Genomic DNA, 14,930 nt, shown 5'->3' with positions numbered 1-14,930 from the left:
ATCAGTCATCTGACCTCCGTCAAAAAAATGAATATGGAAAAAACAATTGTCTGTATCTCTTGTTATTACAAAGGTTATGATTTCATGGACGAGTGCAAAAAACTCGGCAACAAAGTCATTTTGATTACTTCCGAAAACCTGAAGGAAAAACCTTGGCCTTGGCACGCCATAGACGAGATTTATTATATGCCAGAACTTGAACCTTCGGTTTGGAATCTCGACCATTTGGTTCAGGGATTTGCTTACCTGATGAAGAATCACCAAATCGATGCCGTCATTGCTTTGGACGATTACGATGTAGAAAAAGCAGCGATGATTCGGGAAACTTACCGTATTCCAGGAATGGGACAGACAACGCATCGTTATTTCCGAGATAAATTGGCAATGCGTCAGCAGGCAAAAGACAACGGCATTTCTGTTCCTGAATTTTCTTCCATTTTCAATGATGCAAAACTTCACCAGTTCACACAGGATGTTCCTGGACCTTGGGTTTTGAAACCTCGCTCCGAAGCTTCGGCAAGTGGTATAAAGAAAATCAATTCTGCGGATGAACTTTGGCCGGCTGTGGAAAATCTTGGCGATGAACGTTACAAATTCCTTTTAGAAGCTTTCAAACCAGGCGATGTCTATCACGTCGATTGTCTGGTTTACAATAAAGAAATTGTATTTTCCTGCTTTTCAAAATACCTTTCTCCACCAATGAAGGTTTCTCACGAAGGCGGCGTTTTTCGCACTAAAACTTTAGACAAAAATTCGGAGGAAGCAAAAGGCTTAGACCAAATCAACAAACAAGTCTTGGATAAATTCGGAATCCAAAACGGCGCAACTCACAGTGAATATATCAGAGGAACAGACGGACGATACTATTTCCTTGAAACATCTTCCAGAGTTGGTGGTGCTCATATTCCTGATATGGTTGAAGCTGCAACCGGAGTTAATATCTGGCGAGAATGGGCAAGGCTAGAAAATGCGTTATTGGAAGGAACTCACTATTCAGTTGAGGAAACTCAAAAATTATATTCCGGATTGATTGTGGCATTAGCAAAAGATAAGCATCCCAATACTCAGAATTTACAAAGTGACGAAGTGGAAAAATTCCTACCAATCGATTATCATATCGGGATTGTTTACAAAGCAAAAACTGCAGATATCATCGAGGAAAGATTAGACCAAGCAGCAGAAGTTGTCACAGAACAGATTCTGAATATTCTTCCTCCAAAAGATAAACCGACGAGTTAATGATTAATGATGAATGATAAATTATTAATGATTAATATTCACCTCCAACTGACAACTAAGTAACTAAATAACTTTCAACTAAATATAAATGCCTCAAATAACACATACAGATTATTATTCACATATTCTTGGAATGAGCCTTCAGGTCGAAGTTACAGGACATTTCGGTTATCCGATTATTATGTTCCCGACTTCGCAAGGTTCTTATACTCAGAATGCCGATTTTCATTTGAACGGAAGCATTTCACACTTCACAAACAATGGGATTTTAAAATTATTCAATGTTCAGACGATTGATAAATTAAGTTTTTATGACAAAGGAATTTCTCCTTACGAAAGAATCAGAAATTATGAGATGTACGTTCAGTTTCTCGTTCAGGAATTCATTCCTTATATCCAAAGAACTCACAACACACATCGCGTAGCTGTTGCAGGCGCAAGTTTTGGAGGTTATCACGCTGCTAATTTTGCGTTCAGATTTCCGGATTTAGTTTCGCATCTTTTCTGTTTGTCAGGCGCTTTTAACATCAGGAATTTTATGGACGGTTATCAAGACCAACTGATTTATTTCAATTGCCCGGACGAATTCGTGAAAAATGACGAAGCCTGGAAATATAAGCATATGCATATTGTTCTAAGTACATCTGACCGTGACATTTGTTTGGAACCTACTAGAAAAATGGCAGGAATCTTAACTGAAAAAGGAATCAATCATTGGTATGATGAGCAAAAATGGATAGATCACGATTGGGTACTTTGGAGAATGGTTTTTCCGACATTCATTGGGCGGTTTTTCGGGTAAATCTTAAAATAAATTTCTCGCAGATTTTATTGATTTAGCAAATATATAATCATAAAAAATCTGCATAATTTGCTTAATCAGCAAGGCAAATAATTTTAAATTAATAAAACAAACATACAAACTTCAGACATCCAACATCAGGACTTCTGACCAAAAACAAAACATTATGGCAAAAAAAATTGGAATTTTATTCGGGATGGAAGACACTTTTCCGTGGGCATTCATCGATAAAGTAAATGAACTTGGAAAAGGAGAATATATTGCAGAACCCGTTCAAATCGATAAATTGGAACAAGGTGCAGATTATGGTTACGCTGTGATTATCGACAGGATTTCACAAGATGTTCCATTTTACAGAGCTTATCTTAAAAATGCGGCTGTTAATGGAACTTACGTTATCAACAATCCATTTTGGTGGAGCGCAGATGAGAAATTTTTCAATAATGCATTGATGTCCAAAATTGGAATTCCGTTGCCGAAAACCGTTTTACTACCTTCACACGAAAGACCTACAAACACTTCTGAAACATCTTTCAGAAACCTAAAATTCCCTCACGACTGGGAATATATTTTCAACTATATCGGTTTTCCTGCTTATATGAAACCTCACGACGGCGGCGGCTGGAGAAATGTTTACCGTGTGGAAAGCCCTGAAGATATGTGGGCAAAACACGCTGAGACAGAACAATTGGTAATGATGGTTCAGGAAGAGATTGTTTTCGAAGATTATTACAGGGTTTATTGTCTGGGCAGAAAATATGTTCACATTATGCCTTACGAACCTAGAAATCCGCATCATCTGAGATATGCTACAACACATCAAACCGAAGGAAAAGAACTCGAAAAACTATTAAAAACCATTACGGATTATACCATTAAAATGAACGAAGCCCTGGGCTACGACTTCAACACTGTGGAATTTGCTGTGAGAGACGGCATTCCTTATGCGATTGACTTCTGTAATCCGGCTCCTGATGCTGACAGAAACTCTGTCGGTGAGGAAAATTTCCAATGGATTGTAGAACACGCTGCAAAACTAGCAATCGAAAAAGCTAAAGACTACAAGCCCGGAAAAATCAGTATCGATTGGGGAAAATTTGTAACCAATCAACTTTAAAACTTAACTACTAACTTAACTAACACAAGAAAAAAAATGCACAAATTCACAATAGGTGTTGAGGAAGAATATCAAATCATAGATGCGGAAAGCCGCGATTTGGTTTCTCACGTTTCCAAAATAATAGAAGGAGGAAAAGCCGTTCTAAGCGAAAACTTAAAACACGAGATGCACGAATCTGTCGTAGAAATGGAAACAGGCATCTGTGAAAATATCCAGCAGGCGCGTCAGGAATTGACCGATCTTAGGAGACATCTTGTAAAAACTGCTCACGACCAAGGTTTACGAGTTTCGGGAGGCGGAACACATCCGTTTTCTCATTGGAAAGATAATATCATCACAAAAGATGCGCGTTATGACAAAATCGTCAGTGATATGGGCGATGTGGCAAGGTCGAATCTGATTTTCGGATTGCACGTTCACATCGGCATTCCTGATCGTGAAGAAGGGATTAGAATCCAAAATGTGATGCGCTATTTCTTGCCTCACGTTTACGCACTATCCACCAATTCACCGTTTTGGGTTGGAAGATTAACAGGTTTTAAATCTTACAGACAGGAAGTTTTTGCTAAATTCCCAAGAACCGGGTTGCCAAGCTATTTCAGTAGTGTTGCCGAATTTGATGCGTATGTTAATCTGATGGTCAAAACCGGCACGATTGATAACGCTAAGAAAATCTGGTGGGATCTGAGAGTTCATCCGTTCTATCCTACGATTGAATTCAGGATTTGTGATATGCCTTTGACCATTGATGAAACTGTTTGTCTTGCGGCAATCATGCAGGCTCTGGTTGCTAAAATCTACAAAATGCACCAGCAAAATACCAGCTACAGAAGTTACAGAAGATTACTTTTGACAGAAAATAAATGGCGCGCTTCCAAAGACGGAATTGATGCACATCTGATTGACTTCGGAAAAGAGGCAAGCGTTCCTTATAAGGATTTGTTGGAAGAATTATTAGCTTTCATCGATGATGTTGTGGATGATTTAGGTTGTAGAAAAGAAGTTGAATATGCAAGAGAAATTGTCAAAAATGGAACAGGAGCAGACAGACAATTGAAAGTTTTTCACGAAAGTGGCGGCGATATGAAGAAAGTCGTGGATTATATGATTTATGAGACAGAGAAAGGGCTTTTGTAAATTATGAGTCATGAATTATAAGTTATGAGTTTTTGATAAGTCTTATTCTTTACTTATAGTTTGCCAAATTAATATTTTTTTAGAATTTTATTAACTTTTCATCAATTCTAGATTCCGTATTTTTGTAAAAATTTATGAATATGAGTAAAAATGATGTAAGAATTGCACTTTTGGATATGAATAATAATCATCCGAATCAAGGGATGAGAAACATAAAAGAGCTGTCTCAGGCGTTTCAGAAGCAGTCGAAATACGAAGTTTCTGTGGATTTTTTTGATGTTCGTTATAAAAATGAAATGCCTAATGTGGAGGATTTTGACATCTTCATCTCTTCGGGAGGTCCGGGAAATCCGCATCGCGAAGGTTATGAATGGGAGCAGAAATTTGCTGATTTTTTGACACAGATTTGGGATCATAACAAAAACAATGAGCAGAAAAAATATTTGTTTTTGGTTTGCCATTCTTTCCAGCTGGCGATGATCCATTTCGGAATTGCGAATGTCTGCAAGAGAAAATCCTATTCTTTTGGTGTGATGCCAATCCATAAATCGGAAGACGGCGAGCAGGAATTTTTATTCAAAAATCTGCCAGACCCTTTTTACGGCGTAGATTCCAGGGCGTATCAATGTATTGAACCCAATCAGGAAAAATTGGACGAGTTGGGAATGAAAATCGTGGCTTTGGAAAAAATCCGTCCAACAATACACCTGGAAAGAGCAATGATGGCCGTTCGTTTTTCTGACGAAATATTCGGAACACAATTTCATCCGGAAGCGGATCCGCTTGGCTTCATCAAAAACCTGGAAGACGAGAAAAATAAGAAAGCGATGATTGAAACCTTCGGAATGGAAAAATATCTTGAAACGATCGACAGAATGGACGATGACGACAAAATCGTGTTAACCAGAGCGCAAATCATCCCAAGATTTTTACAACTTGCTTCTGAACAAATTACTAAAAACTTAGTATTGGGTTAAATACAACTTAAACCAATATCTATTAACCAAACACAAACTATGATCCCAAAATACAGAACTCTATTTAACAAAGAATTTTCTCCGGAAAAATATCAAAGAGTCAATGAATTAATAAAAGAGAAATGCGGTCACGAAGCCGCGTTTCGACTTTCTGAGAGTCCAATTTTCCTTACCAAAGACTTTTGGCAAAAGCTGGATGCTGCTTCTCAGTCGATTATTTCGCAAATCAAGGAAATGCCTGACGAAGAACTGAGAAAAGCTATTCCTGCTAATTGTAATGTTCCGAACGACACTCAGAAACCCCATTTTGTAGCGATAGATTTTGGAATTTGTCAGGATGAGAGTGGAAATGTGATTCCGCAGTTGATAGAATTGCAGGCTTTTCCGAGCTTATTTGGATTCCAGAAGTTGTTTGAAGAAGTGATCACCGAAGTTTATCCTTTTCTGAACGAATTGAAAAACTCACTTCCGAAAGATAAATACATCAAAAAACTGAAACAAGTTATCGTAGGAAACGAAAATCCAGAAAATGTAATTCTTCTGGAGATCTACCCTGAAAAACAAAAAACCGCGATTGATTTCGCTCTGACTGAACAATATCTTGGAATCAAAACGGTTTGTCTGACCAAAGTTAAAAAAGAAGGCAAAAAGTTATTCTACGAAAATGATGGAAAATTAGTTCCTATTAACAGAATTTACAATCGTGTGATTTTTGATGAATTGGATAAAATAGAAGGTTTGGAAACGGAATTTGATTTCCGGGAAGACATCGATGTAGAATGGATTACGCATCCGAATTGGTTTTTCAAAATTTCAAAATATATTCTCCCAAAACTAAAGCACGAATTTGTTCCGAAAAGTTATTTCTTGTCTGACTTTCCTGAAAATGAACCATTGGAAAATTTCGTTTTGAAACCACTTTTTTCTTTTGCCGGAAGCGGTGTGAATCTAAATCCTACACAGGAAATCATCAATAAAATTGAAGATAAAGAAAATTATATCCTTCAAAGAAAAGTGACTTATGCGCCTCTTTTTGAAGACATCAACGGAGAATTTTCTAAAGCCGAAATCCGTTTGCTATTTGCTTGGAATCCTGATGAAGAAAATCCTGAACTTCTCGTAAACCTTGTCAGAATGACGAAAGCAGCAATGGTGAATGTGGATTTTAACAAGAAAGATGCGATTTGGATTGGAAGTTCTATGGCGTTTTTTGGCAGCTAATTTTTTGTATCTTTGATACTATCAAATGATACTATCAAAAATGAAACCGCCTTACGATATTACATCAGAAATATTAAAATATATTGCATCGATTTCAGAAAAAATCGGAGTCGTAAATGCTAAATTTCTGACTAAAACAAATCCTACTCTTCGAAAGCAAAATCAAATCAAAACGATTCATTCTTCTTTAAGTATCGAAGGAAACACTCTTTCTGAAGAACAAATCACGGCAATCTTGGAAAACAAACGTATTGCGGGACCTCAAAAAGACATAATCGAAGTTCTGAACGCTTTGAATGTTTATAAAAATCTGGCTCAACTAAAATTTGATAAAGAAAAAGATTTTCTCAAAGCACATCAATCTCTGATGAAAGACCTCATAGAAAATCCCGGGAAATATCGAACGAAAAGTGTTGGAATTGTAAAAGGTTCGAAAGTTGAACATATTGCACCACCAGCGGAAAATCTTTCTTATTTGATGAAAGACCTTTTTGCATATTTGAAGAATAAATCAGAATTAGCCTTGATAAAAAGCTGTGTGTTTCATTACGAAATGGAATTCATACATCCATTTATGGATGGAAATGGCAGAATGGGAAGACTTTGGCAGACTTTGATTTTGATGAATGACTATCCCATTTTTGAATTCATACCTTTTGAAACTTTGATTTCAAAAAATCAAGATGAATATTACAGTGCTTTATCGGCTTCTGATAAGGAGGGAAAATCTACCAAGTTCATAGAATATATGTTGCAAATCATAGATAAATCCCTTTCTGAACTGTTGGAAAATTCTACAAAAAAACTTTCTGAAAATGATAGAATTTTGATTTTTCTGGAGAATATCAATCAAGAATTCACAAGAAAAGATTACATCAATTATTTCAAAAATATTTCTTCGGCAACCGCGAGCAGAGATTTGAAATCAGCTGTTGATAGTAAAATCATCACAAAAACAGGTGACAAAAAAATGACCGTTTACAAGAAAAATTGAATATTCTATCATTCATTTATATTTCAACTCAAAACTAAATTCTCTGGCTTATTTTTTGGACATAGCGATAAAAACTATGTTCGATTTCAAACAAATTTTATTAGGTTCTGAAGAATGGACTTTCCTTCTGGAAACAGTTCTCCGAACCGGAATAATGTTTCTGGTGATTATTTTTGGGCTCCGTCTTTTGGGAAAACGAGGCGTAAAACAACTTTCAGTTTTTGAACTGGTTGTGATTATCGGACTTGGTTCTGCTGCCGGTGATCCGATGTTTTACAAAGATGTTGGAATAATGCCAGCGATTGTTGTTTTCACAATGATAATCAGCTTATACACCATTATCACATACTTTATTGGCAAAAGCAAAAAATTTGAAAAACTGGTTGAAGGCAAACCGATTTGCTTGATTCAGGATGGTGTTTTTTGCATTGATGATTTCCGAAAAGAATCACTTGGAGAAGATGAATTCTTTGCGGAACTAAGACTGAAAGGCGTTTCACAACTTGGTCAGGTTGAAAAAGCTATTGAGGAAATTTCCGGCGAAATCAGTGTTTTTTATTATGAAGATAAAGACATCAAATATGGTTTACCGATATTTCCCAACTCATTAGAAAACCCATTGAAGACATTCAGTAAAGACACTCATTATTCCTGTATTTTTTGCGGCTATACACAGGAATTCAAATCCGGAGAACACGGCAATTGTAAAGTCTGCAAAAATGATGAATGGGTAGAATCTTCCAATAAGAAAAGAGTTTCTTAAATCAACTCCAATTCTTCTACTTTCAATTCATCAAAATGATGGATGACTAAGTCTGCGGTTTCGTAATTCTGATTTTTGCTATTTACGCTTTTATAACCAATACAAAATATTTCTGCAGCATTTGCAGCCTGGATTCCGTTGGTGCTGTCTTCTATGACAATACAATTGGATTTATCATTTCCTGATAATCTTTGAGCTTCGATAAAAATCGCAGGATTTGGTTTAGATTCCGGGAAATCTTCGCCACTTACAAGATGTGAGAAATAGGGAAATAAATGGAAACGTTTGAAAACCCGGTCAATCGTAGATTTGGCAGCAGATGAAGCCAATATCAATTGGAAATTAGAAGAATAAAGATTTTTTATCAAACTCTCGACTCCATCTAATAATTTCAAAGCGGGGTCAGAATCGAATAAGTTGTAAAATAGGGTTCTTTTTCTTTGGATTAATTCTTCAACATTGGTATCTATTCCGAAAATCTCTTTAATCATCTGGTAAACATTTCGGGTCGATTTTCCTGTAAATCTTGAGAATAATTCTGCATCTACATTGATTTCTAATTCTTTGAAATGTTGATAGTAAGCTTTTTTGTGAAGCGGTTCCGTGTCTACAATCACGCCGTCCATATCGAAAATAACCGTATTTTTCATTTGCAAGTTATGCCTATTCCATTAATTCGGTGCAAAAATAGGGATTATGTTTTTAACGTTTAATTTTGAACGCAAAGTCCACTAAGATTTTTGAATTTATTGAAAATATTTTAAGATTCGCAAAGGCGCTTCGCTCATCAAAGCAATACATTCACTGTCTAGAAATTCAACTTTATTATTTTGTCTTTTCCTGCTAGAATCAGAGTGTTTTTATCGAGCCATTCGCAGGCGTATAGATTTTTTTCGTCGGAGATTTTTGTCCAGGTTTTTCCATAATCTGAGGAGAAGCTGATGTGTTGATCTCCAACCGCAACTATTTCTTTTCCATTGGTTTTTGGTCGAAATTTGACACAAGTCATATAGCCTGCATTTTGTCCGCTGGCTTGGATTTTCCAGGTTTGCCCACCATCATTGGTTGTTGCAATATTGTTTATGTTATCGGATTGTTTTGTGTAGTCTCCGCCGACAGCAATTCCATTAGTTTCATTGTAAAAGTCAATAGAATAAATTCCTTTGGAAGAAGTTCCCTGAGTAAATGGTGTTTCGAAAACCTGCCAATTACTATCCTTGTTTTTCATTCTGAAGATTCTGGATTTTGAACCTCCGGTCGCAATCCAAATCAAATTTCCCACACTTGCAATATTGGTATTACTTGCAGCAAAAGCAGCCTCACCTCTTTCTAAATAAGGAAAATCTTTACAATCATTACAATGGATCCATTTAGAACCACCATTTCGGGTTTGAGAAATATTCAATCTTTGATTGGCTGCCGGGTCGCTAAATGCTAATCCAAAATTATTATCCGTGAATTTCAAAGCATCATAAAAAGCCGTCGGCTCATTATCATTGAACACGACTTTGAAATCTAATGTTTTTTTATCAACTTGAAAAAAATAAGCTGGACTTTCTATATTAATAGCGTAGAAGCTTTTTTTATTTTGAGCAAGTGTCCGAAACTGTAGCTTTTTATCTGAAAGTTTAATTTGCTTTTTATCTGATTTATCTTTTATATTGACATAACCGAATTTTGAATCCGTTCCGGCATACCAGACTTTTTCGTCCCAGATTTGGATGGCTCTGATGCTGATTTTATCTGTCAATAGAGTATCGATCGTGAATTTCTGAGATAGTAGAAATGATGAAATCATCGTGAGTGAAAATAGTACTAGTTTTTTCATTTTATAAAAATAATGAAAGTTGGGTAATGTTGATTATTACTGAGAAAATTTTTGTTTTACAGACAAAATCCATAGCCCCGATAGGAACGGCATCCTTTTTTGTTATTGCGATGGGTAAATTGTTCAACAGATTGTTTCACTTCGTTCGCAATGACAAAAAAGATATAGTGGATAGCGGGATTAAGCTCCAAAAAAAATTCCGCAACAGATGCGGAATTTATATTTTAGTGCTTGTTGTCGATATCAATATCAACATCTTCCAAAGGTTCTTGCTCTGCTTTGAACGTCTCTCCAAATCCTCCGTTCTGAAGTTTTGAATTTCTTTTACTGTACAAGAAATAAATGAAGAAACCGATGACCAACCAACCTAAAGAATACATTTGTGCTTCTTTGCTCAGATTGATGATCAAATAGATGTTAATTGCAATTCCTAAAACCGCAATGACCGGCAATGCAGGCACTTTGAAGTTTCTTTGAAGATTCGGTTCTTTAACTCTTAAAACCCAAACCGCAACACATACCATTGTAAACGCGAACAAGGTTCCAAAACTGGTCATATGCGCCAAATCATTGATTGGTGTAAATGAAGCAATTACTGAAATCACACCACCTAAAATAATTAAGTTTTTTGATGGTACGCTTGTCGTTGGGTTTACTTTTGAGAAGGTTTTCGGAATTAACCCGTCTTTTGACATTCCCAGGAAGATTCTGGATTGTCCCATAATCATTACCATCAGTACGGAAATCAAACCAACTGTTGCTGCAATGGTGATTATATAACCAGCCCAAGCCTGTCCGGCAATATCAAAGGCGTAAGCAACCGGCGCTTTGATCGCGTCCGGATATTTTCCTAGTGGATTGAAATCTGTATAATGCATCATTCCGGTTAAAACCAATGATACCAAGATGTATAATAATGTACAGATTACCAAAGATGCGATGATTGCAAATGGCACATCTTTTTTAGGGTCAATCGCTTCCCCAGCCTGTGTAGAAACCGCATCAAAACCAACATAAGCAAAGAAAATCGCTGAAGCTCCTGCAACAACTCCCGCATAACCATATGCAGAATGCGAAACACCGTTTTCTGTAATCGTAGTAGCAGCTGGAATGAAAGGCGACCAGTTCTCCGGATTGATAAAAAATACGCCGGCAATAATCACGAAGATAATGGCAGAAACTTTTAGCATCACGATGAAATTATTCGCTTTTGCAGCGCCTTTTGTTCCTCTCAAAAGAATCCCTATCACTACCCAAACAATTAAAAATGCAGGTAGGTTCATAGAAAATCCAGAATTACCTGCAGCAAGATAGGTTTGTGGGTCAGTCGTTAACCAAGCCGGTAAATGCAGCCCAAACATCTTCAGTAATTTCCCAAAGTATCCGGACCAGGAAACAGCAACTGTCATAGAACCCATTGCATATTCCAGAATCAGTCCCCAACCGATAATCCAGGCGAAGATCTCTCCTACTGTTCCATAAGCATAAGCATAAGCTGAACCTTCTACCGGAAGTATGGATGCGAATTCTGCATAACACAATGCCGCAAAAACACAGGCAATCCCAGCAATGACAAAGGAAAGTGCTAAAGCAGGACCAGCATTATAATACGCACCTGTACCTGTTAAAACAAAAATACCACCTCCAATGATGGCACCAATCCCGATAGCTGTTAAACTCCATTTTCCCAATACACGCTTTAGCTGACTCTTTTTAATGTCCGCTTCATACGCTTCCATCGGCTTTTTAATCCAAATGTTTGCCATAATTTAAAATTTTTTATCCCCAAAAATTCAAAGGGGGCTTTTCTTCTATATTTATTTTTGAATTACGAAAATATTAAAAAATTGCTTTCATTAACTTTTTTTAACTAATTAATTTTACTTATCTGTATTAATTATCAATAGCGTTTAACATTTTTAGGAGATTAATAATTATCTTTGAGACTATGAATTTCTTCGAATATCTGACTGCACAATACAGTTCTTACGAGACTTATCTTATTGTTTTAGAAATCGTTGCCGTATTGTTTGGGTTGATGAGTGTCTATTATTCCATCCGAAAAAACATCTGGGTCTACCCGACAGGAATTATCTCCACCGTGCTTTTTATTTATATTATGTTCGTCTTCGGACTTTTGGGCGATATGCTCATTAATGTTTATTATACTGTGATGAGTATCTATGGCTGGATTCTTTGGTCCAAACATTCTGATGACCACATCCACGTAGAAGTAAAGAAAGCCGGCAAAAAAGACTGGCAGGTCGGAAGCATGCTATTTGCAGGAAGTTTGCTTTTTGTCGGATTGATTTACTATCTCAAACCGTATATTGATAATCAGTTTTCAATGCAAGGCGTCAAACTCGGACTTTACCATCTGGATTGGGCTAATTACACCGATATTCTAACCACTTCCCTATTCCTTGTCGGGATGTATTTTATGGCTAAACGAAATCTCGAAAACTGGATTTTCTGGATTGTTGCCGATTTTATCTGCATCCCGATGATGTATTACAAAGGTCTGGGATTCACGACTTTGCAGTATTTTGTTTTCACCATTATGGCGATTATCGGTTATTTTGAATGGAAGAAACACTTAGTTAAGTCCTGATAATTTTTCTGAATACTCCTTCGCAAAAAGCGTTTTATCCTCTTGCAGTTTTTCTATAGTTGTTGGCAAAACGTAGTGGAAAAGATATTGATTCTCATCATTCAGGAAAACGATCTCTTTCTCTTCGCCATCAATCATTGATGCAAAAACATCCCACATCGATTGATCTCTCAGCTTCAGTAATTCAAAAAAATCGTTGGCTTTTATTGTAATATTTTTCATATTTAATTAATCTTTAGCTTCATACCTATCATAGAAATCTCCCGTTCCTTTAGCATCAAGTCTCCCAACTATTACTTCGTCAGAACTTTTTGATAATTCTATTTCTGGTCTCAGGTGATAATGTTCTCTTGCTCCAATTGGTAAATATCTATTATCAACTTCTTCTTGATCCAAATCTGCAACTTCTAACAATAATTTTGCAAAGCTTCTTAATCCTTCCGGATTACCGTGAATCATTATTTTCCTTTGATTCTCGTCAATAATTTGATAACTAAAAATATCTAAATGACCTTTAATTTCATTTCCTTTGTTTGTGTTATATTTCATCCCTATTAAAATTTTAATGAATTAAACATCTTTTATAAAATCCTCATATTCATAAAAGAACCGTTCAAAACCATCCATTTTCTCAACAAAAAACTCGAAGATATCTGGCCAGGTTTGTTTGTTGAAAATGCTGACTCCGGTTTTCTCAACCCAAATTCTGCTGATGATTTTCCCGTTGTCCAAAGCATAAAATTCATCTTTTGTAAATCCACCAATAAAATCTTCGAGGATTGATTCCAAAGACCAAATCTTCTCGTAATAAGCATTTCTGAACAGTTCATCTTTCATCTCGATATCAATCGAAACCTCAGCTTTTTTGTTATCTGCATAAAATTTGAAAGAAAAATCCTTGATTTTGGTATCATACAACAGCCATTTTCTCGGAAAAGCCTTCCCGAAAGCCGTCCAGAATTCTGTTTTCAATTTTTGAGCTTCTTGTTTGGAAAACACGTGGTTAATTATAAATGATTAATGATGATTATAAAAGACGAGCAATTCGCTGCTTCTCTTTTTTGATCTAATGTTAAAGCTTGTCAGGCTAGATTTAGTTTATCTTGAGCTTGTCGAAGGAAAGCCATTTAAACTTTATTTTTTTTACTTTTATCTTATTTCTTACAAAGTCAAATCTACTTTTGCTTCATTAAATTCCTTAATTAAGTTTTCGAAGACTTTTTCAACAGGAAGAATCTCATCTATCAAAGCAGAAACCTGTCCGATTTCCAATTCGCCTTCTACCAAATCACCTTCGAACATTCCGCGTTTTGCACGGGCTCTTCCGAGCGTTTCTTTCAGAGCTTCGATATTTCTGCCCGTTTCGTAAAGATTTTCTAAGTCGTGAAAGAATTTATTTTTAACTAATCGAACCGGCGCTAATTCCTTTAATGTTAATTGCGTATCACCTTCTTTCAGTTCAACGATTTTATTTTTGAAATTCTCGTGAGAACTTGCTTCGACTGTTGCTGCAAAACGGGAACCGATCTGAACGCCGTCAGCACCCAAAGTCATTGCTGCCCTCATCTGGCTTCCTAAACCAATTCCTCCCGCAGCAATCAAAGGAATATCGATATGTTTCCTGACATTCGGGATCAAACAAAGTGTTGTCGTTTCATCTCGTCCGTTATGTCCGCCAGCTTCAAAACCTTCTGCTACAACCGCATCAACTCCAGTTTCCTGACATTTTATGGCAAACTTCACACTCGATACAACGTGAGCGACTTTGATGCCTTCTTTTTTCAAAGTTTCGGTATAAGTTTTCGGATTGCCAGCCGATGTAAAAACGATTTTTACGCCTTCTTCCAAAATAATGTTGATGATCTCTTCAAGATTCGGGTAAAGCAAAGCGACATTCACTCCGAAAGGTTTATCCGTCGCCGTTTTACATTTTCTGATATTTTCTCTCAGAATGTCGGGATACATACTCGCCGAACCAATCAATCCCAATCCGCCATTATTAGAAACCGCCGAAGCCAGTCGCCATCCGGAATGCCAGATCATTCCACCTTGAATGATTGGATATTTTGTTCCGAAAAGCTGCGTGATTCTATTCATTCTGTTGTATTGTTTTTGAGCGATTCCAAAATCTATGAAACTGGACATTTTATATTTTTTCCAAAAATAGCGATTCGGATTGAGAATAAAAAAACGGGAAGTCCAAAGCAGATGTATAATCCGAATTTTGAATCTTTTTAC

The 14,930-nt window shown here is 36.5% G+C and carries 16 protein-coding genes; 9 read left to right on the top strand and 7 right to left on the bottom strand.

Features of this window, described 5'->3' with window-relative positions; translation table 11 throughout:
* Nucleotides 1-33 precede the first annotated feature (33 nt).
* From AC5P2S_RS05070 to AC5P2S_RS05035, 8 genes are all read left to right on the top strand, one after another.
* Nucleotides 34-1,239, top strand: a complete 1,206-nt coding sequence (locus AC5P2S_RS05070) for an ATP-grasp domain-containing protein (RefSeq protein ID WP_494556462.1) — start codon at nt 34-36, stop codon at nt 1,237-1,239.
* Between the two features lie 88 nt (nt 1,240-1,327).
* Complete coding sequence (locus AC5P2S_RS05065) at nt 1,328-2,041, top strand: alpha/beta hydrolase-fold protein (RefSeq protein ID WP_494556461.1); 714 nt, start codon at nt 1,328-1,330, stop codon at nt 2,039-2,041.
* 166 nt (nt 2,042-2,207) lie between these two features.
* Entirely contained in the window at nt 2,208-3,158 is a 951-nt protein-coding gene (locus tag AC5P2S_RS05060) for an ATP-grasp domain-containing protein (RefSeq protein WP_494556460.1), read from the top strand.
* Between the two features lie 36 nt (nt 3,159-3,194).
* The gene (locus AC5P2S_RS05055) at nt 3,195-4,298 is read left to right on the top strand and encodes a carboxylate-amine ligase (protein ID WP_494556459.1); all 1,104 of its coding nucleotides are present in this window, start codon (nt 3,195-3,197) and stop codon (nt 4,296-4,298) included.
* A gap of 140 nt (nt 4,299-4,438) precedes the next feature.
* Nucleotides 4,439-5,275 carry a type 1 glutamine amidotransferase gene (locus tag AC5P2S_RS05050; protein ID WP_494556458.1) on the top strand — a complete coding sequence of 279 codons (837 nt, stop codon included), beginning with the start codon at nt 4,439-4,441 and terminating at the stop codon, nt 5,273-5,275.
* Between the two features lie 39 nt (nt 5,276-5,314).
* Complete coding sequence (locus AC5P2S_RS05045) at nt 5,315-6,496, top strand: hypothetical protein (RefSeq protein ID WP_494556457.1); 1,182 nt, start codon at nt 5,315-5,317, stop codon at nt 6,494-6,496.
* Between the two features lie 40 nt (nt 6,497-6,536).
* Complete coding sequence (locus AC5P2S_RS05040; protein WP_494556456.1) at nt 6,537-7,490, top strand: Fic family protein; 954 nt, start codon at nt 6,537-6,539, stop codon at nt 7,488-7,490.
* A gap of 76 nt (nt 7,491-7,566) precedes the next feature.
* Nucleotides 7,567-8,253, top strand: a complete 687-nt coding sequence (locus AC5P2S_RS05035) for a DUF421 domain-containing protein (protein ID WP_494556455.1) — start codon at nt 7,567-7,569, stop codon at nt 8,251-8,253.
* On the opposite strand, the gene AC5P2S_RS05030 is transcribed toward AC5P2S_RS05035, so the two are convergent.
* From AC5P2S_RS05030 to AC5P2S_RS05020, 3 genes are all read right to left on the bottom strand, one after another.
* On the bottom strand, nt 8,250-8,903 hold the full coding sequence (locus AC5P2S_RS05030) for an HAD family hydrolase (protein ID WP_494556454.1): 654 nt from the start codon (nt 8,901-8,903) through the stop codon (nt 8,250-8,252). The two genes, AC5P2S_RS05035 and AC5P2S_RS05030, sit on opposite strands and share 4 nt — an antisense overlap.
* Before the next feature lie 158 nt (nt 8,904-9,061).
* A complete protein-coding gene (locus tag AC5P2S_RS05025; RefSeq protein WP_494556453.1) occupies nt 9,062-10,081 on the bottom strand; it encodes a WD40/YVTN/BNR-like repeat-containing protein in 1,020 nt (339 codons plus the stop codon).
* A gap of 224 nt (nt 10,082-10,305) precedes the next feature.
* Nucleotides 10,306-11,847, bottom strand: a complete 1,542-nt coding sequence (locus tag AC5P2S_RS05020; protein WP_229728454.1) for an APC family permease — start codon at nt 11,845-11,847, stop codon at nt 10,306-10,308.
* 182 nt (nt 11,848-12,029) lie between these two features.
* Here AC5P2S_RS05020 and pnuC point away from each other — a divergent pair, with 182 nt between their 5' ends.
* Nucleotides 12,030-12,692, top strand: a complete 663-nt coding sequence (gene pnuC, locus AC5P2S_RS05015) for a nicotinamide riboside transporter PnuC (RefSeq protein WP_283417618.1) — start codon at nt 12,030-12,032, stop codon at nt 12,690-12,692.
* Here pnuC and AC5P2S_RS05010 read toward each other — a convergent pair.
* The 4 genes from AC5P2S_RS05010 to AC5P2S_RS04995 form a co-directional block, all read right to left on the bottom strand.
* Nucleotides 12,678-12,914 (bottom strand): hypothetical protein, encoded by a 237-nt coding sequence (locus tag AC5P2S_RS05010; protein ID WP_283417619.1) that lies wholly within the window; start codon nt 12,912-12,914, stop codon nt 12,678-12,680. The genes pnuC and AC5P2S_RS05010 overlap by 15 nt on opposite strands.
* Before the next feature lie 6 nt (nt 12,915-12,920).
* Nucleotides 12,921-13,241, bottom strand: a complete 321-nt coding sequence (locus tag AC5P2S_RS05005; RefSeq protein ID WP_494556452.1) for an Imm32 family immunity protein — start codon at nt 13,239-13,241, stop codon at nt 12,921-12,923.
* Nucleotides 13,242-13,262: 21 nt separating this feature from the next.
* Nucleotides 13,263-13,691: a DUF4268 domain-containing protein gene (locus tag AC5P2S_RS05000; protein ID WP_283417620.1), complete on the bottom strand. Its 429-nt coding sequence runs from the start codon at nt 13,689-13,691 to the stop codon at nt 13,263-13,265.
* A 162-nt stretch (nt 13,692-13,853) separates the two neighbouring features.
* A complete protein-coding gene (locus tag AC5P2S_RS04995; RefSeq protein ID WP_494557008.1) occupies nt 13,854-14,789 on the bottom strand; it encodes an NAD(P)H-dependent flavin oxidoreductase in 936 nt (311 codons plus the stop codon).
* Between the last annotated feature and the right edge of the window lie 141 nt (nt 14,790-14,930).

The organism is Epilithonimonas sp. 33E (assembly GCF_059372615.1).
This window is presented reverse-complemented; position numbering and strand designations above follow the sequence as displayed.